The organism is Comamonas piscis (assembly GCF_014109725.1).
Lineage (GTDB): Bacteria > Pseudomonadota > Gammaproteobacteria > Burkholderiales > Burkholderiaceae_C > Comamonas > Comamonas piscis.
Window position 1 is genome coordinate 2,773,372 of sequence record NZ_CP058554.1, and the last position, 22,888, is coordinate 2,796,259.

At 60.0% G+C, this 22,888-nt stretch carries 21 protein-coding genes; 19 read left to right on the plus strand and 2 right to left on the minus strand.

The annotated features are described in order from the left end of the window. Positions 1-205: 205 nt before the first annotated feature. From HS961_RS12430 to HS961_RS12495, 14 genes are all read left to right on the plus strand, one after another. Entirely contained in the window at positions 206-2,458 is a 2,253-nt protein-coding gene (locus HS961_RS12430; RefSeq protein WP_182322385.1) for a TonB-dependent receptor, read from the plus strand. A gap of 28 nt (positions 2,459-2,486) precedes the next feature. Next, complete coding sequence (locus HS961_RS12435) at positions 2,487-3,053, plus strand: sigma-70 family RNA polymerase sigma factor (protein WP_182322386.1); 567 nt, start codon at positions 2,487-2,489, stop codon at positions 3,051-3,053. A 10-nt stretch (positions 3,054-3,063) separates the two neighbouring features. Further along, on the plus strand, positions 3,064-4,047 hold the full coding sequence (locus tag HS961_RS12440) for a FecR domain-containing protein (protein ID WP_238347586.1): 984 nt from the start codon (positions 3,064-3,066) through the stop codon (positions 4,045-4,047). 116 nt (positions 4,048-4,163) lie between these two features. Then, positions 4,164-6,689: a TonB-dependent siderophore receptor gene (locus HS961_RS12445; RefSeq protein WP_238347587.1), complete on the plus strand. Its 2,526-nt coding sequence runs from the start codon at positions 4,164-4,166 to the stop codon at positions 6,687-6,689. 124 nt (positions 6,690-6,813) lie between these two features. Next, complete coding sequence (locus HS961_RS23760) at positions 6,814-7,002, plus strand: TonB-dependent receptor (protein WP_238347588.1); 189 nt, start codon at positions 6,814-6,816, stop codon at positions 7,000-7,002. 568 nt (positions 7,003-7,570) lie between these two features. Continuing rightward, positions 7,571-8,176, plus strand: a complete 606-nt coding sequence (locus HS961_RS12455; RefSeq protein WP_182322390.1) for a hypothetical protein — start codon at positions 7,571-7,573, stop codon at positions 8,174-8,176. Between the two features lie 289 nt (positions 8,177-8,465). Then, on the plus strand, positions 8,466-9,446 hold the full coding sequence (gene msrP, locus HS961_RS12460) for a protein-methionine-sulfoxide reductase catalytic subunit MsrP (RefSeq protein ID WP_182322392.1): 981 nt from the start codon (positions 8,466-8,468) through the stop codon (positions 9,444-9,446). Between the two features lie 9 nt (positions 9,447-9,455). Next, a complete protein-coding gene (locus tag HS961_RS12465) occupies positions 9,456-10,094 on the plus strand; it encodes a sulfite oxidase heme-binding subunit YedZ (RefSeq protein WP_182322394.1) in 639 nt (212 codons plus the stop codon). Between the two features lie 115 nt (positions 10,095-10,209). Then, positions 10,210-10,920 (plus strand): response regulator transcription factor, encoded by a 711-nt coding sequence (locus HS961_RS12470; RefSeq protein ID WP_182322395.1) that lies wholly within the window; start codon positions 10,210-10,212, stop codon positions 10,918-10,920. Then, positions 10,917-12,401, plus strand: coding sequence for a sensor histidine kinase (locus HS961_RS12475; RefSeq protein WP_182322397.1), 1,485 nt, complete (start codon positions 10,917-10,919; stop codon positions 12,399-12,401). The genes HS961_RS12470 and HS961_RS12475 overlap by 4 nt, the downstream gene beginning before the upstream one ends. Before the next feature lie 419 nt (positions 12,402-12,820). Next, the gene (locus HS961_RS12480) at positions 12,821-13,039 is read left to right on the plus strand and encodes a hypothetical protein (RefSeq protein ID WP_182322399.1); all 219 of its coding nucleotides are present in this window, start codon (positions 12,821-12,823) and stop codon (positions 13,037-13,039) included. A gap of 806 nt (positions 13,040-13,845) precedes the next feature. Continuing rightward, positions 13,846-14,886 (plus strand): ParA family protein, encoded by a 1,041-nt coding sequence (locus HS961_RS12485; RefSeq protein ID WP_182322401.1) that lies wholly within the window; start codon positions 13,846-13,848, stop codon positions 14,884-14,886. 7 nt (positions 14,887-14,893) lie between these two features. Further along, a complete protein-coding gene (locus tag HS961_RS12490; protein WP_182322403.1) occupies positions 14,894-15,520 on the plus strand; it encodes a hypothetical protein in 627 nt (208 codons plus the stop codon). A 452-nt stretch (positions 15,521-15,972) separates the two neighbouring features. Next, positions 15,973-16,119 carry a hypothetical protein gene (locus HS961_RS12495; RefSeq protein WP_182322405.1) on the plus strand — a complete coding sequence of 49 codons (147 nt, stop codon included), beginning with the start codon at positions 15,973-15,975 and terminating at the stop codon, positions 16,117-16,119. A gap of 2 nt (positions 16,120-16,121) precedes the next feature. Here the strand turns inward: HS961_RS12495 and HS961_RS12500 are convergent, their stop codons facing one another. After that, complete coding sequence (locus HS961_RS12500) at positions 16,122-17,195, minus strand: phage portal protein (protein WP_182322407.1); 1,074 nt, start codon at positions 17,193-17,195, stop codon at positions 16,122-16,124. Further along, entirely contained in the window at positions 17,192-19,186 is a 1,995-nt protein-coding gene (locus HS961_RS12505; RefSeq protein ID WP_182322409.1) for a terminase large subunit domain-containing protein, read from the minus strand. The genes HS961_RS12500 and HS961_RS12505 overlap by 4 nt, the downstream gene beginning before the upstream one ends. A gap of 139 nt (positions 19,187-19,325) precedes the next feature. Here HS961_RS12505 and HS961_RS12510 point away from each other — a divergent pair, with 139 nt between their 5' ends. From HS961_RS12510 to HS961_RS12530, 5 genes are all read left to right on the plus strand, one after another. Further along, positions 19,326-20,153, plus strand: a complete 828-nt coding sequence (locus tag HS961_RS12510) for a GPO family capsid scaffolding protein (protein ID WP_182322411.1) — start codon at positions 19,326-19,328, stop codon at positions 20,151-20,153. 67 nt (positions 20,154-20,220) lie between these two features. Continuing rightward, the gene (locus HS961_RS12515; RefSeq protein ID WP_182322413.1) at positions 20,221-21,252 is read left to right on the plus strand and encodes a phage major capsid protein, P2 family; all 1,032 of its coding nucleotides are present in this window, start codon (positions 20,221-20,223) and stop codon (positions 21,250-21,252) included. Between the two features lie 92 nt (positions 21,253-21,344). Beyond that, positions 21,345-22,052, plus strand: coding sequence for a phage terminase small subunit (gpM, locus tag HS961_RS12520; protein WP_182322415.1), 708 nt, complete (start codon positions 21,345-21,347; stop codon positions 22,050-22,052). Positions 22,053-22,178: 126 nt separating this feature from the next. Beyond that, on the plus strand, positions 22,179-22,667 hold the full coding sequence (locus tag HS961_RS12525; protein ID WP_182322416.1) for a head completion/stabilization protein: 489 nt from the start codon (positions 22,179-22,181) through the stop codon (positions 22,665-22,667). Beyond that, positions 22,664-22,885, plus strand: a complete 222-nt coding sequence (locus HS961_RS12530; RefSeq protein WP_182322418.1) for a tail protein X — start codon at positions 22,664-22,666, stop codon at positions 22,883-22,885. Before HS961_RS12525 ends, HS961_RS12530 begins: the two co-directional genes overlap by 4 nt. Positions 22,886-22,888: the final 3 nt, after the last annotated feature.

Below are 22,888 nucleotides of genomic sequence, written 5' to 3' on the forward strand. Positions count from 1 at the left end.
GGGCATAGACGATCAGACAAAGGCCGGATGGTGCGCTGCACCGCATCCGGCCTTTTGCTTTTGGGGAAGGGCAGCGCAACGGCGCCAAAGTTGTCACCTACAGGCAACACTTGCCTCTGGCAAAGCCCCTGATTTGTGCCAGTTTGCCGGGGCGCTTGGATGCATGATTGATAATCAGTCTCATTTGCTTCTTGGCTGGTTTTGTATGCTTATTCGTTCTCGTTATGCGCTGCGCCCTGTGGCGGGCGCCGTGGCTCTGCTTGTTTCCGTGGCCTGCGCGCCCGCTTTGGCCCAAACCCAGGAGGACGCTGCTGCAACAGCCCCCGCCAACGCTGCAGCGGCCCAAGCTGCGACCGAAGACAGCGTGTTGCCCACCGTCACGGTCAGCGCCAGTGCCGATGCGTCGGCGCAAGGCTTGTCCAAGGCGTTTGCAGGCGGCCAGGTGGCGCGCGGTGGCCGGGTGGGCATTCTGGGTACCGAGGACATCATGAACACGCCGTTTTCCACCACGGCCTACACCCAGGATCTGATCCGCGACCAGCAGGCCCGCAGCGTGGGCGATGTGCTGCAAAACGATGCTTCGGTACGGGTGTCGCGTGGATTTGGGAACTTCCAGGAATCGTATTTTGTGCGCGGCTTTGTGCTGGGCTCAGACAGCATTGCCTACAACGGTTTGTATGGCCTGTTGCCGCGCCAGTATGTGTCGGCCGAACTGTTTGAGCGGGTGGAGCTGCTGCGTGGCGCCAGCGGCTTTTTGAATGGTGCCTCGCCCGCTGGTGACAGCATTGGCGGCGCCTTGAACCTGCTGCCCAAGCGCGCTTCGAACGAGCCGCTGACGCGGGTCAGCGTGGGTGGCTCCAGCGGCGCGCAGGGCTATGCAGCAGCCGACATCAGCCGCCGCTTTGGCCCGGACCAGGCGACGGGCCTGCGCCTCAATGTAGCCAAGCGCAAGGGCGACACAGCCATTGATGGCGAAAAAGTGGACTTGAGCGTGGTGTCGCTGGGTATGGACTGGCGCTCACGCGACCTGCGCCTGTCGGCCGATGTGGGCTACCAGAGCCACAAGCTGACGGCACCGCGACCCAACGTGACCTTGAACGCAGCGGTCACCCAGGTGCCCAGCGCCCCAGACAACAGCAAGAGCTTTGCCCAGCCCTGGAGCTACTCGAACGAGCGCGACAGCTTTGGCTCGGTGCGTGGCGAATACGACATCAACAGCCAGGTCACCGCCTGGGTGGCGGGCGGCGCGCGTTTTGGGCGCGAGCGCAATTCGCTGGCCAACCTGACCTTGAACAACGGCAGCACCGGCACGGGCACGCAAGCACGCTTTGACAACACCCGCGCCGACGACATCTACACCGGCGAGGTAGGCCTGCGCGGCAAGATGACGACGGGCAGCATCGGCCACAGCCTGGTGCTGGCGGCATCGACCTTCTCGGACAAGCGCAAGAACGCCTTCTACTCGCAGCCAGCGGCCAGCGCCTTTGCCACCAACCTGTACAACCCGGTGTATGGCGTGGCACCCCCGCTGGGCACCAGCTCGAACGACCTGGACGACCCGGCACTGCAAGCGCGCATCAAGCTCTCCAGCCTGGCCTTGTCGGATACTTTGTCGATGCTTGACGAGCGCCTGCTGCTGACCGTGGGCTTGCGCCACCAGACTATTGAGACGCAAACCTTTGCCTACAACACCGGCATCGCAGCGCCCAAGGTGGACAAGAGCCGCACCAGCCCGATGGCAGCGGTAGTGTTCAAGCCGGCAGAGCGTCTATCGCTCTACGCCAACTACATCGAAGGTCTGACCCCGGGCGAGATTGCTCCCGCGCTGTCGGGCGGCCTGCTTGTCGCCAATGCCGGTGATGCGCTCGCGCCCTATGTCTCCAAACAAAAAGAGCTGGGCCTGAAGTGGGATGGCGGCGATATCGGTGCCGGCCTGGCTTGGTTCACGACCGACAAGCCGCGCGTGTTCCGCAATGCCGTCTCCGGCGTGTATGGCCCGGAGGGCACGGACCGCCACCGTGGCCTGGAGCTGAATGTGTTTGGCCAGGTGACGCGTGGCCTGCGGGTGCTGGGCGGCGTGACCTGGCTGGACGCCAAGCAACTGGCCGATGGCAACAACCCCAATGCCGGCAAGCGCGTGATTGGTGTGCCCCGCCAGCAAGGCAACCTGGGCCTGGAATGGGATGTGCCAGGCGCCAACGGCCTGACCCTGGATGCGCGCGCCGTGGCTACCGGCAGCAGCTATGCGAATGCGACGAATACCTTGCAGGTGGCAGGCTGGACCCGCTTTGACCTGGGTGCCCGCTACCTGACCGAGATCGATGGCCGCCTGGTCACCTTCCGTGCCCGGGTCGAGAATGCTGCGAACCGCAATTACTGGGCATCGGTGGGCTCCACCGGTTACCTGGTGCTGTCCAACCCGCGCACCTTCACGGTCAGCGCCAGTGTGGATTTTTAAGCCTGAACTGCTGACCGTGGTTTGAGCCATGTCCGCATCCCGTTCTCTGCCAGAGCTTGCCAGCGCGCCCGCTGCGGCGCAGCCGGATATTGCGGCACTCTACCTGAACCACCATGGTTGGCTGCAGGGCTGGCTGCGCCGCCGGATCGGCGATGCGCACCAGGCGGCTGACCTGGCGCAGGACACCTTTGTACGGCTGCTGACCTCATCCGTTGGACGCGGCGAGGCCACAGCAGCAGCGCAGTCGGCCACTGGCTTGCGCGAGCCCCGTGCCTACCTCGCCACCGTGGCCAAGCATGTGCTGGTCAACCACCTGCGCCGCCAATCGCTGGAGCAGGCCTACCTGCAGGCGCTGGCGGTGTTGCCGGAGCCCGAAGCCTTGTCGCCCGAGCGGCAGCTGATGGTGCTGCAGGCCCTGCAGGAGATTGATGCCATGCTGGATGCGCTGCCACCCACGGTGCGGGCGGTGTTTATCCTCTCGCAGATCGACGGCCTGACTTACGCGGAGATTGCTGATTCACTGGGCGTGGGCCTGCGCTCGGTCAAACGCTATATGGCGCAGGCCATGGCCGAATGCATTTTGCTGGCGGACTGAGGTGCCAGAGGTGACCGCCTGGAGCCAGGGGCCAGCGCCCATCATCACCCGCGAAGTAGCGATGCAGGCCGCCGAATGGTTTGTGCGCCTGCAAGAGGAGGCAGGCAGCGCTGAGGCCCAAGCCGACCTGGCGCTTTGGCGAGCGCAGTCGCCGGCGCATGAGCGGGCCTGGCAACGGGCGATGGCCGTCAGCCTGCAGGCGGGGTCCATCCCTGCGTCCGTCGGATCCCCTGCCTTGGCCCGGCCACAGCGCCGGCTGACACGGCGCGAGAGCGTGCGGGCGCTGGCGCTGCTGATCACCGCCGCCCCTGCGGTCTGGCTGGCCTGGCGCATGGCCCCCGTACAGCAGTGGACGGCCAGCCACAGCACTGCAACCGGCGAACGGCGCAGCTGGACCCTGGCCGATGGCAGCCGCCTGGTGCTGGATACCGCCAGCGCGGCCGATGTGCAGTTTGATGCGCAGCAGCGCCGCATCCATCTGCGCGCGGGAGCCATTTACGTAGAGACGGCGCCCGATCCGCAGACCAGTGCCAGGCCCTTTATCGTTACCACCGAGCAGGGCGAAGTACGCGCACTGGGCACACGCTTTAGCCTGCGCTGTGGCGATGGCTATACCGATGTGGCCGTGCAGCAAGATGCGGTGGAGGTGCGCGTACGCGGCGATGCTGAACCCCTGCGCTTGCAGGCCGGCCAGCAGCTGCGCTTTGGCGGCAGCGAAGCGGGGCCGGCGCAAGCGGCAGCGCCCGCATCAAGCCAGTGGGTGCAAGGCGTGCTGGCGGCTGACAACATGCGGCTGGATGCCTTTTTGGCCGAGTTAAGCCGCTACCGCAAAGGCTGGTTGCGTTGCGACCCGCAGGTGGCGGCGCTGCGCATCTCGGGCGCGTTCCAACTGGCGGATACCGATGCGGTGCTGGCCAATCTGGCCCAGCTGCTGCCAGTGCAGATCAGCGCCCGAACCCCGTACTGGATAACGGTGCTGCCCCTGCCGCACTGAGCTTTACACAGCACTTTATAAAAATTTTTCCGTGATGTTGGCCCCTTTGGGCGCGGTCGGCTGTCTTGCATAGGGATAGCGAACTTATGTGTACCGACCCAACTGCAGGAACCCTTATGCCAACCCTTTCTTATCGTCCTCATGCCGCCCCAGCGGCTGCGCAGCCGATGCCATCTACGCTGGCCCGCGCAGTACAGGCCGCCATCCTAACCATGGGCGTCGGTGCCATGCTGGGGCTGGCCCTGCCGGCCCATGCCCAAACGGCCGAGCAGGCCGCTGCACAAGCGGGCGCGGCGCCATCCCTGCAGGTTCCGGCCGGGCCGCTGCCTGCGGCGCTGGTCGCTTTTGCATCACAGACCGGCGTCAGCGTCAGCGGTACGCCCGAGCTCGTCAGCGCCGCGCAATCGCCCGGCGTGCGCGGCGCTTTGCCGGTGGCCCAGGCGCTGCAGCTGCTGCTGGCTGGCACGGGGCTGGAGGCGGTGCCTGCCGGCGACCGCTCCTATGTGCTGCGCAAGCGCGCGGAGGCCGCCCCGGCACCTGTAGCAGGTGAGATGCTGCTGGCGCCGGTGGTAGTGCAGGCCCAGGCTGACCGGGTGGCGGCCTCGGAGCATTCGGGCTCTTACACGGCGGGCGAATCCAGTACCGCGACGCGCATGGGCTTGTCCTTGCGGGAGACGCCGCAGTCGGTGACGGTCATCACACGTCAGCAAATGGACGATCAGGGCTTGAGCAACCTGCCCGAGATTTTGGACAAGGTGACCGGCATCATCGTGGGCCGCAATGACAGCGAGCGTGCCACTTTCTATTCGCGCGGTTTTACGGTCGAGAACTTCCAGTTCGACGGCATGCCCAACACGATGGATTCGGCCAGCCAGTACACCACGTCGTTGGCGGACAGCGCGATCTATGACCGGGTGGAGGTGGTCAAAGGCGCCACCGGTTTGCTCACGGGCGCGGGCAACCCGGGCGCCGTCGTCAACCTGGTGCGCAAGCGGCCGACCAAGGAGTTCCAGGCATCGCTGGAAGGCGGCTTTGGATCTTGGAGCAAGCAGCGCGGTGTGGCCGATGTATCGGGCCCCTTGAACGCCGATGGCAGCCTGCGTGCCCGCATGGTGGCCGCCGCGCAGAATGCTGATTCGCATGTGAACTACTACAGCCGCGACACCCGCAACCTCTACGGAATCATCGAGGCTGATTTGGCACCGCGCACCACCGCAGCGCTGGGCATTGACTATATGCAGACCCGAGCCGATGGTGCCAGCTATGGCCATCTGCCGCTGTTCTTCTCGGATGGCAGGCAGACGCATTTTCCGACCTCGCTCAACCCTGCTACCCGCTGGTCGTACTGGAACAATGACAGCACCAACCTGTTTGCCGACCTGAAGCATGTGTTTGACAACGGCTGGAAGCTGGAGCTGGCCGGCAGCCATCTGCGCCAGAGCCGCGATGTGCAGGTGGGTGTGGCGGCGTATGGAGAGCTCGATCCGCTGACGGGGCAGGGCATCAACCGGCTCTCGGTCAAAATCCCTACCAACGCGACCACCGACTCGCTCAACGCCGTGCTGTCGGGCCCGTTCGAGCTGCTGGGCCGCAGCCATGAGCTGACCTTGGGGGCGGGGTGGTCGCGCGGGCGCCGTGGTGCGCCGGGCTACACCTCCAGCTTCGACCCCGTGGACAATTACTTTGACTGGCAAGGCAATGCACCGGTGCCGCAGTTCGATCGCATCAGCGACCGCGAGACGCGCATCACCGAGAAGGGCGCTTTTGGCGCGGTGCGCTTGCGGCCTACCGATGCGCTGTCGGTCATCCTGGGTGCTCGGGTCAGCTGGTACCACTTGGTCGATGGCGACACCGATCTGCAAACCGGCGCCTACACGCTGAACGACAAGCTGAAGGTGACCCACAAGCTGATTCCCTACGCCGGTGTGGTGTATGACTTCAGCAAGCAGTGGTCGGCCTATGCCAGCTATACCGATATCTTCAACCCGCAGACCTATTACAAAGATGCGGGCAGTGCCGCCCTGCCGCCGCTGACGGGCAAAAGCCAGGAAATCGGCATCAAGGGCGCGCTGTTGGATGGCAAGCTCAACACCTCGATAGCGTTGTTCCACACCCAGCAAAACAACGCGGCGCAGTATGTGGATTCCAACCCCGCCACTGGTGAAGAGATCTATATCGCCGCCAAGGGCGTGAAAAGCAAGGGTGTGGAGATGGAGGTGTCCGGCCAGGTGACCCCTGCCTGGAACCTGTATGCCGGCTACACCTACCGTGAGTCCACCCTGGGCTACCAGCCCGATGTAATTCTGAGCGCGGTCAACACCAACCAGCCCAAGCACTTGGTCAAGCTCAGCACTAGCTACCGTCTGCCCGGGCAGTGGAGCCCCGTGACCGTGGGCGGATCACTGAGCTGGCAGAGCGAAACCTACTACCAGCAAGCGGGCGACACGCAGTGGCGCGCCACCCAGCCTGCCTACACCTTGTTGGGCCTGATGGCCCGCTGGGATGTGGATTCGCACCTGTCCGTCGCACTGAACCTGAGCAATGTGCTGAACAAGACCTATATGCCTGGCTTGGGCTCGTATGGCACGGGCGTGTATGGGGATCCGCGTAGCTATTACCTCTCTGCACGCTACAAGTTCTAAACCTTGTGGGCATGAAGGAGGGCAGGGCTCAACAGGCCCTGCCTGCGCGCGGTTGAAAAGCGCGCATTTTGATGGGAATGAGAATTCTTCTCAGTGCAGCGCATCCGCGCTTTGCCATTGCAGCGTGCAGCCCGCCTTCTGGGTGCTGGACCTGATGGCGCGCTACCAGGTCAACCAAAAGCTCAGCGTCAACTTGAACATCCGCAACGCGCTGGACAGTAGCTACTTTGCCGGCATGCGCGATTTTGGTCGGGTGCAGTACACCTGGGGCGCGCCTCGCAGTGTGACGGCGAGTGTGCGTTACGACTTCTGAGCGGCGTTTTTATAGGCGCCAAGCGGGGCGTCGGGGCTTGGCCCAAAGCCAAGCCCTGGTTTGCCGCTAGCAATATGGGGGCACCTGTTTAAAGAGGCGATAGCATCGATCGCTGGTGATTACTGCATTGCTGGGTATTGGGTTCGGCCTGGGTAAGGTTATCGATCTTCGATGGCCACTTTGTCAATGCTGTCATATATCGAAAATTATAAGTAACCGAGTTTTTTGTATGCCATGAATGATCGAATTTACGCTTGTGAAGAATGGCTGCGGTGTTGAAGCCTGTGCTGAAATTTTAGTGTTTGATTTTAAAGAAAAATTCTTCTAATGGAGGCTGTGTGAAAAGTTCAGGCATATTATATTTATAGAAGTTTTTTCTAAAACTATTAAATAATATATTGCTGTGAACAATGTCAGTTTATAGTTTGGATGATTGATGATTTGGTGGTATTTCAATTCTCTACAAATCACGCGCGTTGGATGAAGGTGTATAGCCTATTATTAAAATGCCGTTGATGATAGGCATCAAGGGTATTTATTAATGTCTTGGTTATACAGGAGAAAATGTATGTTTATCCGTTCCATCACTACGACCGCGATTATGTTGGCAGGCAGTGCTGCCCATGCACAAGCGGGCAACCCCATCGCAGACCCGCCCTCGCGCAATACCTTGAATGCACGCAGCCACTTTGGCTCAGCCGAACCCAGCCCACATGCGCAGCAGCCCGATGCATCCCTCCAACGCAGTGCGGCGGAAGAACGCTCCCAGGCTGGGCGCGGGTTTTCTCAGCGCCCCGAAGAGGCATTCCCGCAGTTCAGCGCTTCGTTACCCCCGTTGGGCTTGTACCGCGAGGCTGATATCGATCCAGCCGTGACCCGCTATTACGACCCTGCCTCGGACGTCCCAGCCCATGTCGCGCCTCCCATCTTTTATCCGCAAACGCAGTCCTATACGGAGCCTGACCAGCACAGGGATCCACCGTTCGGTGCCATCACGTACAAGGAATTGCCTGCCAAGGCGGATCCATTCAGTCCTGGTTATGCCGCTAGCCCGTCATTGACTACGCCTTTCCCAGGAGATCACCGTGCCTGGTCATGCATCGCCATCAACGGACGGGAATGCGCACCCAGCTTGCACCAAGCCGCTTTTGCGTTTGGTCCTGCCCGGGTATAACGGGGATCTGCATCTTGTAGCGCTTGTCTGATAGCGCAAGCCGCTGTGGCCATCTCAGAATGGGATGGCCTTTTGCCGTAAGCTGTGTGCCGCTTGGGCTATTGTCTCTGTCGATCTAGCCGCAAGAGGCTTAGTCAGACCCAGGCCTCTGACCATTTATAACTTTTTGTTTAACAAATACTGAGCAGCGCTTGAAATCTTTGCGCCGCAGATGGTGTCTATTAGAGGTTACCGAGGCAGGCCCGCAGGCCTGCCTTCTCTGCATCTACCCACTTCAGGAGCGATACCCATGCTGATACGCACCCACAACGCTGGCTTTGACCACGGCAGCAGCAGCGACATCACACCGCAGCACCTGTACATGAGCCGGCGCGAGTTGCTCAAACTCGGGGCGGCAGGCGGCTCGGCATTGGCCGTTGGCGGTGCCTGGGCGCAAGCGGCCAAGTCCGATGGCACGCAGCCGATGAGCACGGTCCGCTCCACAGTACCAGGCGCCATATCGATGGAGACGCCCACCTCGTTCCAGGATGCCAGCACCTACAACAACTACTACGAGTTCGGCCTGGATAAAAGCGACCCCGCCCGCTACGCCCACACTTTGCAGACGCGCCCCTGGACGGTGAAGGTGGAAGGTTTGGTCAACAAGCCCAAGACCTTTGATATTGAAGAGCTGCTCAAGCTCAGCGCCCAGGAAGAGCGCATTTACCGGCTGCGTTGTGTCGAGGGCTGGTCGATGGTGATTCCCTGGGTGGGCTATTCGCTGTCCAAGCTGCTGGCCCAGGTGGAGCCCCAAGGCAGTGCCAAGTATGTGGAGTTTGTCACCTTGGCAGACAGCAAGACCATGCCTGGCCTGCGTAGCGGTGTGCTGGACTGGCCCTACACCGAAGGCTTGCGCATGGACGAGGCCATGCACCCGCTGAGTTTGCTCACTTTTGGCATGTACGGCAAAACCTTGACCCCGCAAAATGGCGCGCCGGTACGCTTGGTGCTGCCATGGAAGTACGGCTTCAAAAGCGCCAAGAGCATCGTGACCATCCGCGTGGTCGAGAAGCAGCCTGGCACCGCCTGGAACAAGGCGGCGCGCAATGAGTACGGCTTTTACTCCAATGTGAATCCCGATGTGCCGCATCCCCGCTGGAGCCAGGCAACCGAGCGGCGCATTGGCGAAGGTGGCCTGTTTGCCAAGCGCCACAAGACCCTGCTCTTCAATGGCTACGAGGCGCAAGTGGGACAGTTGTACGCTGGCATGGATCTGCGCAAAGACTACTGATACCTGCCCATGCCCAACACCTCGCGTTTCTCGGCCAAGTCCGTACAGCGGCTGCTGCTGCATCTGCTGTGCCTGGTACCCGCCGCCTGGCTTTTTTACCTCGCGGCAACCAATGGGCTAGGGGCCAATCCCGCAGAGGCATTGCTGCGCTCGCTGGGGGATTGGGCCATCCGCTTTATCTGCATTGCGCTGGCCGTTACGCCGTTGCGGCAGTGGCTGCGCTGGAACTGGCTGGCTGCCTATCGCCGCATGTTTGGCTTGTATGCCTTCTTCTATGCCAGTCTGCACTGGTTGGCCTACGTCGTCTTTGACATGGGGCTGGACTGGCCTTCGATCGTGGACGATCTGATCAAGCGTCCTTTTATCTTGGTGGGAACACTGGCCTGGCTGATCCTGCTCACGCTGGCCATCACGTCCATCCCCAAGCTGATCCGGCGCATGGGCGGCAAGCGCTGGCAAATGTTGCACCGTGCCGTGTATGGCGCAGCCGCGCTGGCGGTGCTGCACTTCTGGTGGATGCGCTCAGGCAAGAACAACTTTGCCGAAGTCTGGCTGTATGGGCTGATCCTGGCCGCTTTGCTGGCGGCGCGATGGGTTTTTCAAAAGCGCAAGCAGATGCAGGCGGCGGCCAAGGCGGCCCGGGCCTGACCAGCGGCTAGCCGCTTATCACCTTGTTCGCAGCGGCTGCTTGTAGGCTCGATGGCCTAGCTTGCAGCCGGCTGCCGATGCCAGCAGAGCATTGCCCGTACCGCACAATCACAGCATGAACCCCAGTAAACGTATCCTGATCGTAGAAGACGATGCCCCCATCGCGGAGCTGCTGCAATTGCATCTGCGCGATGAAGGCTATGAGGTCGTGCATATGGCCGACGGCGATGCGGGCATGCAGGCCTTGGAGCGGGGCGGCTGGGATGCCTTGGTACTGGATCTGATGCTGCCGGGCGTGGATGGCCTGGAGATTTGCCGACGCGCCCGCGCGATGGCCTATTACGTGCCGATCATCATCACCAGTGCCCGCTCCAGCGAGATGCACCGCATCCTGGGCCTGGAGCTGGGCGCGGACGATTACCTGGCCAAGCCTTTCTCGGTGCTGGAACTAGTGGCGCGAGTGCGCGCACTGCTGCGCCGCAGCCAAGCCTTGGCACAAAACGCCCGGCTGGATGCGGGTGTGCTGGTGCTGGGCAATCTGGAGATTGATCCGATATCGCGCGAGGTGAAGGTCGATGGCGGCCAGGTGGAGCTGACTCCGCGCGAGTTTGACCTGCTGTATTTCTTTGTGCGCCACCCCGGCAAGGTGTTCTCCCGGTTTGACCTGCTCAACCAGGTCTGGGGCTATCGCCATGATGGCTATGAGCACACGGTCAACACCCATATCAATCGCCTCAGAACCAAGATCGAAGCCGACCCTAGCAGCCCCAAGCGTATCTTGACGGTCTGGGGCCATGGCTACAAATGGGCGGAGGAAACGCCATGAAGCGCCTATCCACCACCTTGGCCCAGCGCCTTACCCTCGTCTTTGTGCTCTTGCTGCTGGCCTGCAGTGCTGCAACCGTCTGGCTGCAGATGCGCGTGTTTGACCAGCGCGAACAAGAGGTGGTGCAGCGCCTGTCGCAAGATGTGGCCGCGCGTATTGCCCGTTACCCAGAGCTGATGCGCGCTGATGGACTGAACGCCGGTGCCAGCCGCGAACTGTTTGGCAAGCTGATGCAGGTCAACCCCAGCGTGGAGGTCTATTTGCTCGACGAAAGCGGCACCATCCAGGCCTACGATGCGCCGCAAGAACGGATACTGCGTCAAAAAGTCGATCTGGAGCCCTTGCAGCGCTTGTTCAGCGGAGCGGCGCTGCCGGTATTGGGTGATGACCCCCGCAGCATGACCGAGCGCAAGGTATTCAGCGCCGCGCCATTGATGCAGGGCGGCCAACGATCGGGCTATGTCTATGTGATCCTGCAAGGGCAGGGCCGTGATAGCTTGGCCGCACGCGCGAGCAGTGATGGCGCTCTGCGCAGTTTGCTGTGGTCGCTGCTGGTGGTGGTGGTGCTAGGCGCAGTGGCGGCCGCCGTGGCCTTTGGCATGATCACCCGGCCATTGCGGCGCTTGACTGCCGCTGTGCAAGATCTTCAAACCGATGGCCTCGCCGATCTGCCCCAGGCCCAGGCCAAGCTGCGGCAAGCCGCCAGTGGTGGTGCCGATATCGCCGTGCTCAGCCAGGCCTTTGAGCAGCTGGCGCAGAGAGCATCGGAGCAGTGGCAAAAGCTGCGCACACAAGACCAGCAACGCCGCGAGCTGTTCGCCAATATCTCCCACGATTTGCGCACGCCATTGACGTCATTGCATGGCTATCTGGAGACCCTGCAAATCAAGGCGGATCTGCTCTCAGCGGATGAGCGGCGCCGCTACCTGGGCATCGCGTTGGACCAAAGTCGCAAAGTGGGTGATCTGGCGCAAAAGCTCTTCGAGCTGGCGCGGCTGGAATACGGCGTCGTTAAACCCGAGCCAGAACGTTTTTTCATGCCCGACCTGCTGCAAGACGTGTTCCAGAAATTTGAGCTGGCCGCGGAGGCCAAGTCACAGCGACTGCACGCCGTCATCGACCCCGATCTGCCCCCCGTCACCGCTGACTTGGGCATGCTTGAACGGGTCCTCGTCAACCTGATCGACAACGCTATCTGCGCCACGCCGCCAGGAGGCGATATCCAGGTGGAGCTGCATGCCGCGGAGCAGGGCCGCATCAGCGTGACAGTGCAAGATAACGGCCCAGGCATACCGCCCGCGCTGCGCGACAGCCTGTTCGAACGCCCCACCTTGAGCCGCATGCACAGCCGCAGCGATGGGCGGTCTGGTGGCTTGGGCTTGATGATCGTGCACCGCATTCTGCAGCTGCACGACAGCTCGATTGAGTTGCTGAGTGGGGCGGGGGATGTGGGGGCTCGGTTTAGGTTCTATTTGCGCTAGCCGCGCATTGGCTGGCCACTTTCACAAGCGCAGGGCCGACCCCCAATTGGCCTGCCAACATTGTCTTTGCTGCAGGCAGGGCGAACCATTCTTTTTAGACACTGCCCGTCTCATCTCTCAAAAGCGATAGGGATGGGACGCTGACTCTGCATTACTTAGTGTGAATGCTTGCCTCAACCCATGAGGCCGTCGATGCGCAAATCTCCAAAATTTCCCGATTTATACCGATACGTATGCGACATCCCTTGCGCAGTGGCAAGGAGCGGGAATTTCTGACCCCTACGGTTGTAATTTTGAGACGAACTTTTAGCATGGAGCAATTCGTGCAACAAAAGGTGTCAGTAGAAGCTAAGATCAATGTGTATGGTCAATAAGTTGACTGGCAACGAAAGCTCATCTCATTTTCGCGCTAGGGTTATATGGAAGCTATTTTCTGGATTGGCATGATTTTTGGCTTCGTGGGGAGCACCTGGTTACTGTTGGAGGCCTTCACGACAGGTATCTGGTGGGGACTTGCTACTTTGTTTTTTGCCCCTGCTGGTCTGTTGTATGTTATAAATCATTGGGATAGAGCAAAAAAACCATTTCTCGTTCAGCTGTTCGGGACAGCGTTGGTCCTGATTTTTGTATTCAAGTAAAGCTGCGGAAGTCGGATAATTGTCGAGACGTAGAATTACGGGATCGAGAAGTTGGTCAATGCGTTCTTGGCCACCTGGCAGGGGGCTGCAGTCTCATGTCGATCTTAGCTTCAAACAGCGGCGCCTTTTACTGTCGGAACGCCCTGACTTCAGATCTGAAGCTGTTTTCAGCCTGCTTCTCTATCACCTCGGATTTTCTACCTGCTTGACAACGTTCAGCTTTAAATTCAGTTTGTTATCAAGTGGTGTCGGCTGAGTCTTTAACTCCGACTTGCTTATCCCTTCGGGTAAGTCCAATGGGTCAACGCTAATACGGACGGGCCACAGACATAAAAAAAAGCACCCTCAAGGGGTGCTTTTCAGTGTTCTGGCGGAGAAGGCGTCCGCTTGAGAGCTAACTCACATGCGGGTTGTACTGTGTTTTTTCAATTTTTAGCCCTTCCTACAGGCCATCGATATTTTTCTTTGCCCGCTTTTGGATCTACCGTTATTGTCGTAAGTAAGCAACATTTGCTGAACAAGCCCGATTGTGCGGCCCTGCGCAGCAACGGGATAGCCTAGGTTTTTTAGTGGGTAAAAATGGCCGAAATCGGCAGCAATCAGCCCATGATGAGGTGTCATAGGGCTGGAAAATCGGTGGCTTAATGGGTTTCAAGTTCTGACATGATTTCTGAATTTGTCGCACCTAAATTTCTAGAGCGTATTGCTAGGTAATTTTTATACATAGCTTCAACCTCTGATCGTTCGTGATTGTTACAATCAGAGAGGTGCTATCATCCATTTTTTTTGTTGCCAAGGAAGAAATCATGAGCAAAATCATCTGCTTATTCAATCACAAGGGCGGCGTTAGTAAGACGACCACTGCATTTAATTTAGGTTGGATGCTAGCAAAGAAGGGAAAGCGAGTGCTTCTAGCTGATTTCGATCCTCAGTGCAACTTAACTGGAATGGTGTTGGGTTTTAAGGGTGTTGATGACTTAGATGATTTCTACGTTGCAAATCCGCCGAACAATGTAAAGGATGCTTTAGCTCCAGCGTTTGAATCTCAACCAAGACAGATCACGGGAGCTGATTGTGTAGAAGTTGACGGTATTGATAATCTATTTTTATTGCCGGGAAATATTGGGCTATCCGAATATGAAACAACGCTTGGTATCGCGCAAGAATTGAGTGGTTCGCTGCTTCCACTTAGAAATCTTCCCGGCTCTTCTCGGTTCATGTTAGAGGTGACGGCTGCGAAATACAACATTGATATTGTGCTCGTGGACTTAAGTCCAAGCCTCGGAGCACTCAATCAGAATCTTTTAAGCACTTCTGATTTCTTCTTAGTTCCATTGCATCCCGACTACTTTTCTTCAATGGCACTGTCCTCACTTGCGAGGACGTTGCCTAGATGGCAGGCGTGGGCCAATACAGCTTATTCCATCGATGTGCTGCAAAACGCAGACTATCCATTCCCCAAGCCACATGCGACCTTTGCGGGGGCAGTTATTCAGAAGTATCGTCCGCGCAATGGGGGAGCATCAGCCGCCTTCCAAAAATGGATAGACCAATTAGGCTCTGGGCTTAAGGATACGCTCCTTCCTACCCTTGAAAGGGTTGGCATGGTGGATCAAAAAGCGTTTGCCGCTAAAGCAGGCATTGATCCTTGGATGCCACTAATGGAGGTAGCGGATTTCAACAGCCTGATTGCATTCTCGCAGGAGCATCAAGTCCCGGTGTTCGCCCTACAGCAAAAGCACTCCGACCAGTCTGGCGCAGTATGGGATCGTACGGCGATGAGCATGAAGTCTTTTGAAGAGGCATTTGATGAATGTGCTGAGCGTTTACTAAAACTTATTGCATAGTCACTGTATGTTGCCTATTGATCAGTTCAAGGAAGCATGGGGACGTTGCGATCATCTTTCAGTCATCCACGCTTTCCTGTCGCGAAATGTTGCGCCTGTTTTACGCCCTGACGAAATTCTTCGAGCCGAATGGGCTGCGCGTGTTAGTGCGCTTGACATGTACATCCATGAGCTTGTCGCTCAGCGCATGCTAGCAATCTTCGAGGGCAGGATTGTCCGATGCCCGGGTTTCTCATCTTTTAGTGTGCCGACAGAAACTATGGAACGCATTAGAACAGCCGCAACGCCTACAGACGCGAGCGCGGCGTTTGATTTAACCGTGCGGGACCAACTTTCTCGGAGGACATTTCAGTATCCAGAAGATATTGCCGATGGCTTGAGGCTGTGTTCTGGCGTTGCTTTGTGGGGCGAGGTAGCCTTGAAGTTGGGGGCGACTGTTCAAAGCAAGGATAACGAAGCAAAGCGAATGAAGAAAGAGCTAACTCAAATAGTGGCCCGCCGCAACAAGATCGTTCATGAAGGCGACATGCAACCAATTACCCCACGCGCCCCGTGGCCTATCAATCAAGCTGACGTGGCTTTCGTTACAGGGTTTATCAATTCTTTAGTAAATGCGATTGATGTGGTTGTTTAGGGTTGGCGCGGCCTGTTGTTGAGTCGTGGCGTGGCTCAAACGTGCCGACGTCAGATCAAATCCTGAACCCTAAAGAAGAGACAGCTGATCGTTGGTTACATACGGGGATGCAACTGCCATAAAGAGCGATTTGATCCAGGTCGAAGGTGAACTTTAATGGCTGAAATTCTACAAGACGAAGCCCGACGTTTCCCGACACTTAACTAGGTGGCAAAAATGCCCTGCGAGGCCCCGCCAGTGCTGGAAAGCGGAACCGCCGACTGTGCCGACGTTTGCGACCCATTAAGAGAGCGGGCGCGGCGGGGTCTCGACCGCGCGCAGCGGGGGTATGCAGGGGGTGGGCCTGGCGCGGGGTAGGGGGCGGGGTGCCCCCTGGGCTTGCGCAGGGGCCTGTGGCTGTGCCTGCGGGCCGTGGTGCGGGCGCAGGGCGTGGGCAAGGGAGTGCGCTGCCCATGCAAAAGGCCCGCGCTGTGGCGGGCCTGTGGGGCTGGGTGCGTGGCTGGCGGCGCGTGCGGCGCGGGCTGGGCCTGCTGTGGGTGTGCTGGGGCGCCGACCTAGGCCGGGCTGGCCGTAGTGCCCGGCTGGCAGACGGCGGGTAGCGCTACTCGGCGGCCTGGCCCTCGCTCAGCTGGTAGGGCTTGAAGCGCACCACCTCGCGGCCGGCTTGTGCGTTGATCGACCCGGCTATGTCGCTCTGCAGGGTGGTGATCTCATTGCGCGCAAAAACCATCGCAGCCTTTTCAACATCACCGAAGCCGCCCGTATTGTTTGGAAGCATGCCAATCAGCTGCGGCGGCACGCGGTGCGCGGCCAGAACATCGTCGCGGCTGCTGTTCTTGATGTTCAAGAAGTCATCTTTGGCCGCCACTTCGCTGATTGGGATCAGCTGCAGGCCGTCCTTCTTGCCGCCTGGCGCATAGAAGAAGACGTTGCGGAAGTTACCGCCGTTCTTCGTCTGGGTCAGCTGCTTGCGCAGGGCGTCAATGTCGCCCTGGCTTTGTGCTGGGTCAGTCGCATACAGGATGAAGCCAGCGTGCGAACCGTTGTTGTAATAGCGGCGCCGGAACAGCGTTGCGCTTTCGTTGAGCTGGGCCGACTGCATGGCGCCCAAGTAGCCGGGGACACCATAAATTTCCTGATGCAGATCGGGCTCGCGCAGGTGCAGGATAGACCCGGCTTTGAATTCATGCGGCGATTGCAGATCCGTCACGAAAAAGAATCGCCCAGGCTCGATGCCCACCCGCATGTACTTGGCCAGGGCGTGGCGCAGTACCAGCTTGTCCCCCAGCTGGTTTTCGCGCCACTCCAGATAGCCGTTGCCCAGCACACAGAAATTAAAGGCCATGGCCTTGAAGTCCGCGGCATTCAGCCACTGGGTGGGGATGAACGTGCTGGCCAGGATGTTGACCTTGCAGCGCAGGGCTGATTCATGGTGCGCGCCCACGCGCAGCAGGCGGGCCAGGGCGGCCAGGCTGACTGGTGGCTCGTACCATTCACCGTTCTGCACACACTCGGCATACTCCATCAGTGCGCTGCGCCCGCCTATCACGGGCTCGGGTTCGCCGAAGCTGAATGCCTGCACATTGGACGGCTCGCCCGCCACTGGTGCAGGTGCGGGCGATGGGGCGGCCATTGCTGCCGTGCGCTGGGGCTGCGCGGGTTTGCGTTTTCTCATGACGGATAGACCTCGATAAAGGATTGCGTTTGCGTTGTGGCCAGGCCGGTGCCCACTTCCAGTGCTTCATTGCTGAGCGCATTCATGCAGGCCCATGCCAAATCAGAGTGGCCGGTGTCTTTGCTACGGCCTGCCGCGTAAGTCACGCTGCGACCACTGGCGGTCATCTCGCGTTTGATGGCCATGAATGAGGCGGCCAGTTCTTTGTTGCCAGCGTCCCACTGCAAGCGCTTGGACTTGATGACCTGCAGGGCTTTCATCACCAGCATGGTTTTGCTTTCCACGCTGTAGTTGATGCCTCGGGCAGCGGGGTAGAACTTGACCACCAGCTGGTAGACGGCATTGCCGATGCTGGTTTGGTCAATCGTGAGCTGCTGCACGTTGTAGGTGTCGCACACCTTTTTGATCTCGGCCGCCTGCGCTTCAAAGTCCAGGCCGCGCAGCTGGCGGGTGTACAGCACGCGCAGGGGGCCGCCCGGCGTCTCAGGCGGGGCCAGCACCACCAAGCCCGCGCTGTCACCGTTTAGGCTGGGGTCATAGCCCACCCATACCGGCTGCCAGCCAAAGGGCCGCTGAGTGAATGGCTTGAAGTCCTTCCAGACCTCCCAGCTGTCCACCAAGCAGGGCTGCAGGTTGGTCAGTGGGAAGACGCTAAAGGAGTCATCCACAAAGCCGCACATCAGCAGGTTTTCAAACTCGGGGTCGGAATACTCCAGCCGCAGCTCGTCAATGTCGAAAAGATCGCAGCCACCGGCCTCTGCGTCCAAGATGTTGACGATGTGGCGCCACACCTTGTCCTCGCCCGTGAAGCCGCCCGCCAGCTTGCCGTGGGTGATATCGATATCGGTTTTGAACCGGCGCGCAAACTTCTTGGCGCTCCACAGCACATAGGCGGCGTGCTGGATGCTCGATGGCGTGCTGAAATAGGTTTTGCGCCATTTCTTGTGCATGGCCATGCCGCTGGCCACCTTGTTCAGGCGCTCAAAGTCAGCTGTCCAGAAGTACTCATCAAAGTAGAAATTTCCGTGATAGCCCTGCGCGGTGCGCGCATTGCTGCCCAAGAAGTAGAGGGTTGCGCCGTTGCCCAAAACGATGGGATCGCCCTTTAGCTCCACCTGGCAGACCTCAAAGACAAACGCCTGGATGTACTGCTTGAAGATGTGCGCCTGCGCCTTGCTGGCTGACAAGAAGATCTGATTGCGCCCCGTCTCCAGCGCATCAATCAGCGCTTCGCGGGCAAAGTACCAAGTGGCGCCGATCTGGCGGCTTTTAAGGATCTGTCGTGTGCGCTGGTGGCTGTTCTGCCACCAAGTGAGCTGGTACTTGAAGCACGATTCAATGAATGCATCGTGCAGCTGCTCGATCTGCTCTTGCGTCAGGAAGTTTTTGATGGGCTGCTTTTTGGCGACTGCATTGCGCGCATCGATATTGGGATTTAGATCGCGCTCGCGGCCCGACTGGCGATAGTTGCTGATGCGCGCGAAGCGCTCCATTTGCCGCCCGAGCAAGTCAATTTCTTTGTAGTCGCTGCCCGTCTTCTCATCTTTGGCCACCAGCTGGGCGTAGCGCGTCTCCGTCACGCCCTCGGCGCGCTGGGTGGGGCTGGCATCGGCCCAGCGCTCGGCCTTGTGCCAGCCGTGAAGCGTGGCGCGGGGCACGCCCAGCTTTTCGGCGATGTGGGTCAGCTTCCAGCCCTGCCAATAAAGGTCACGGGCGTGGCGGCGCTGGCCGGCGCCGCCATCTGTGATCGCGCTGCACTTGCCAGCGGGCAGGGCGTCAAGTTCAAACGGCAGCCCCTTGCCCTCGGGCGAAATGTCTTTGAGGACGGCAGCAGTAAACGCCTGCTCGGGCGTCACCGTGGTGATGTGTGGCCAGAATTTGCCGCTCAACTTGGACTTGGCCAAGCGCTTGACGGCACGCGCAGGAGCGCTGCTGCTGGCGGTGTCGGCAGGGGCTGGGCTGGCGTCTGGCTTTTGCGGTGCTACTTTCATTCAGCCAGTGTCTGCCGCGCGCGCGCGGAAATCGACAAGTGCAAATTGTCTGAGACGCAGCCACAGCGCGCGGAGATTGCTACAAAAACAGGGTGCGCGGAACATAGCGATAGATCAACAACCGCTTATCAGCCGCACCATGAAAACAGCCAAATTCCGCGTGGCCACCGCTGGCCCAACCGTCGATGGCCGCGTCATCAAGCCCGAATGGCTGCATGACATCGCTGAAACCTACAACCGCGACCTTATGTATGGCGCCCGTGTCTGGATGGAACATGAGCGTGGCTCTACCGACACCAGCGCATTCAATGCCCTGGGCGATGTGCAGAGCGTGGAGCTGCAAACCAACAATGGCCGCCTGGAACTGTTCGCAACGGTAGAGGCACTGCCTGCGCTGGTGGACATGAACAAGCGCGGCCAGAAGATCTATCCGAGCATTGAAGTGCGGCCGAACTTTGCGCAGACGGGCAAAGCCTATCTCACGGGTCTGGGTGTCACTGATTCCCCCTCCAGCGTGGGCACGCAGGCCTTGAAGTTCAGCCGCAATGACAAGGAAGGCGGAGCGCTTTTCTTCACGGCAAACGAAGAAGCCAAGCTCCAGATCGAAGGCGAAGACGAACCCAGCGACGACAAGCCAGCGGTCGACGACGGCAAGGGTGACGGCTTGAGCGCGAAATTCAAGAGCTTGCTGGCTAAGTTTTCGGACAACAGCAAGAAATCCGATGCCAAGCACAACGCCATGAGCGGCCAGGTGCTGGAGGTGATGACCGCTGCGCAAGAGGCCATTGAGCATGGCGCCAAGGTGCAGGCTGACCTTGACGAAAAGTTCAGCAAACAAGGCACCGAGCTGGCAGACCTCAAAAAGGACTTCGCCACCCTGAAAACCAAGCTCGAAGGCACCGAGAACCACAGCGGACAGCGCCCACCTGCCACCGGCAAGGATGCCTCGGAGCTGGCCGACTGCTAAGCAAGTTACAGCCGCTCAATAGACGCTCTCACCAACAACCGACACCAGTTTTTATAGGGACGCAATCATGCGCAACGAAACCCGCCTGAAATACACCGCCTACGTGGCGCACCAAGCCGCGCTGTCCAATGTGGAGTCTGCCGCCGTCAAATTCGCCATCGCGCCCAGCGTGCAGCAAACCTTGGAGCAGCGCATTCAAGAATCCAGCTCGTTCCTGGGCAAGATCAACATCGCCCCCGTGGATGAAATGATGGGCGAGCGCCTGGGCCTGGGCGTGAACGGCCCCATTGCCAGCCGTACCGACACCAGCGGCAACGATGAGCGCAAGCCCACCGATGTGTCGGACATGAACAGCCATAAATACATGGCAGTGCAAACCAACTACGACACCGCCATTCGCTATGCCAAGCTGGACATGTGGGCCAAGTTTCCCAACTTCCAAAAGCTGCTGTCGGGCGCCATCATTCAGCAGTGCGCGCTCGACCGCATCATGATTGGCTTCAATGGCATCAGCGCGGCGGCTAACACCAACCGTGCAGCCAATCCCCTGCTGCAGGACGTAAACAAGGGCTGGTTGCAAGACCTGCGCGAGAACCGTCCCGAAGGTGTGATGAAGGCTGGCCAGACGGCGGGCAAGGTCAAGATTGGCATGGATGCTGCCGGCCAGAAGCTGGCCGATGCGGACTACGCAAGCCTGGACGGCTTGGTGTATGACGCCCGCCATGCGCTGATCTCGCCCATCTTTTCGGAAGGCGCTGACCTGGTGGCCATCGTGGGCCGCGACCTGATGCACGACAAGCTGTTCCCCATCGTGGACGGCCAAAGCGCACCCACCGAGATGATCGCCGGCAGCCTGGTGGTCAGCCAAAAGCGCCTGGGCGGCCTGCAGGCTGTCACGGTGCCATTCTTCCCGCCTAACGCCGTGCTGATCACCAGCTTGGACAACCTGTCCATCTACTACCAGGCCAGCGCACGCCGGCGCATGGTCAAAGACCAGCCGGAAAAAGACCGCATCGCCACGTTTGAATCGTCTAACGACGCATTCGTGATCGAGAACCTGGAAAAGGCCTGCCTGGTCGAAAACATCGAGCTGGCCTAAGTCCAAGCGCACCGGCCTGCCATCGGCGGCTAAAAAAATAGGCCGCTCTTTAGCGGGCCGGTGCCCACCAACACCAAGCGGGGAACATCCACATGCGACAGACACCAGCCCAAGCGCACTACATGCGCACCATGGCTGCCCTGGCGGCCAGCGCTGGCAGTGCCGCCGACGCCCATGGCCAAACCATCGGCACCGCCTACGAGCTGCAGCTTGCCCAGCTGCACCAGCATCGCATCGCGCTGAAAGACATCAAGGCCAACGAACGCAAGGCCGAGGCCAAGCGCGCCATGCTGCCCGAATATGACGCCTACCTGGCGGGGGTGTTTGACACCCAGCCCGGTACGCAAGACGAAGTGGTGGCCACCATCCTGATTTGGGCCATTGACGCGGGCGACTATGCGCGTGCCATGCCTCTGGCCGAATACGCCCTGGCCAGCGGCATCAACCCGCCCGACAACTACAACCGCGACATGGCCAGCGTGGTGGCCGAGGAAATCGCCGAAGCCGTGCTGGCTGGCCGCTTGAAGGATCAAGACGCCATCGCAGTCACCCAGCGCGTGCTGGAGCTGACCGCCGAGACCGACATGCACGACCAGATCAAGGCCAAGCTGAACAAGGCCGCAGGCTGGGCGCTGCTGGGCAAGACCAACAGCCAGGACATTGCCATGGATGCCAAGGGCCGCACGCTGCAGGTGTGCGGCGCGGCCCTCCCGTACCTGCAACGCGCCATGGAGCTTGATCCATTGCGCGCAGGCGTCAAAAAAGACATTGAGCGATTGGAAGCGCGCCTCAAAAAGTAGCGCCCCCATCGCCATACCGTTCGCACCCCGCGACCGTGGCGGCCCCAGGGCAAAGGCAGCATTGATTTGCCACCGCCTGACGCCCTGGGCCACCGCCACACCTCAAAACCCTGAAAGCCTGAGACCGTGAATTCGCCCTTTGTCGCTGTCGCCAACCCGCCTATCAAGGGCGCCGAGCCATCGGTGGCCAATGACGGCTGGTGGCCCGAGGTGGAGTGCGAGAAGCTGCGCGAAGACGCCCGGCTCGATGGCACCGTGACGCCGGCCCGCCTGCTACTGGCTGTTGAGGACGCCATGCTCAGTGTCAACAGAGAGCTGGCCGACTGGCAGGCCGCGCAGCTGGAGCTGGGCTATGCCAGCCTGGCCGATGTGCCCGCCACCCAGCTGGGCGGCCACAGCGTGAAGCTAAAGCACTACCTGCGGGCCATCCAATCGCATGTGCAGTCGCAGCTGGCCAGCGCCTACCGCGACATTGACACCCTGCCAGACGGTGCTGGCAAAGAAAGCCGGGTGCGCAGCGCGCTGGAGATCCGGCAAGACAGCCTCGACACCCGCACCCGCCACGCCATCGCTGACCTGCAGGGCTTACCCCGCGTGATTGCCGAGCTGCTATGAACGGAGCGCAAAACACCATCACCGTGCGGGCGCTGCAAAACGATGTGCTCGACGCCCTGGTCAATCGCCACCTGGGCAGCACAGCGGGCCACGTAGAGGCAACGCTTGCCGCCAACCCCGGCCTGGCCAAGGTGGCCATGGATATCCCCATGGGCATGCCCGTGCGCCTGGTCAAGGCCGCGCAGCCCGTGCAAGACCGCATCAACCTTTGGGACTGACGA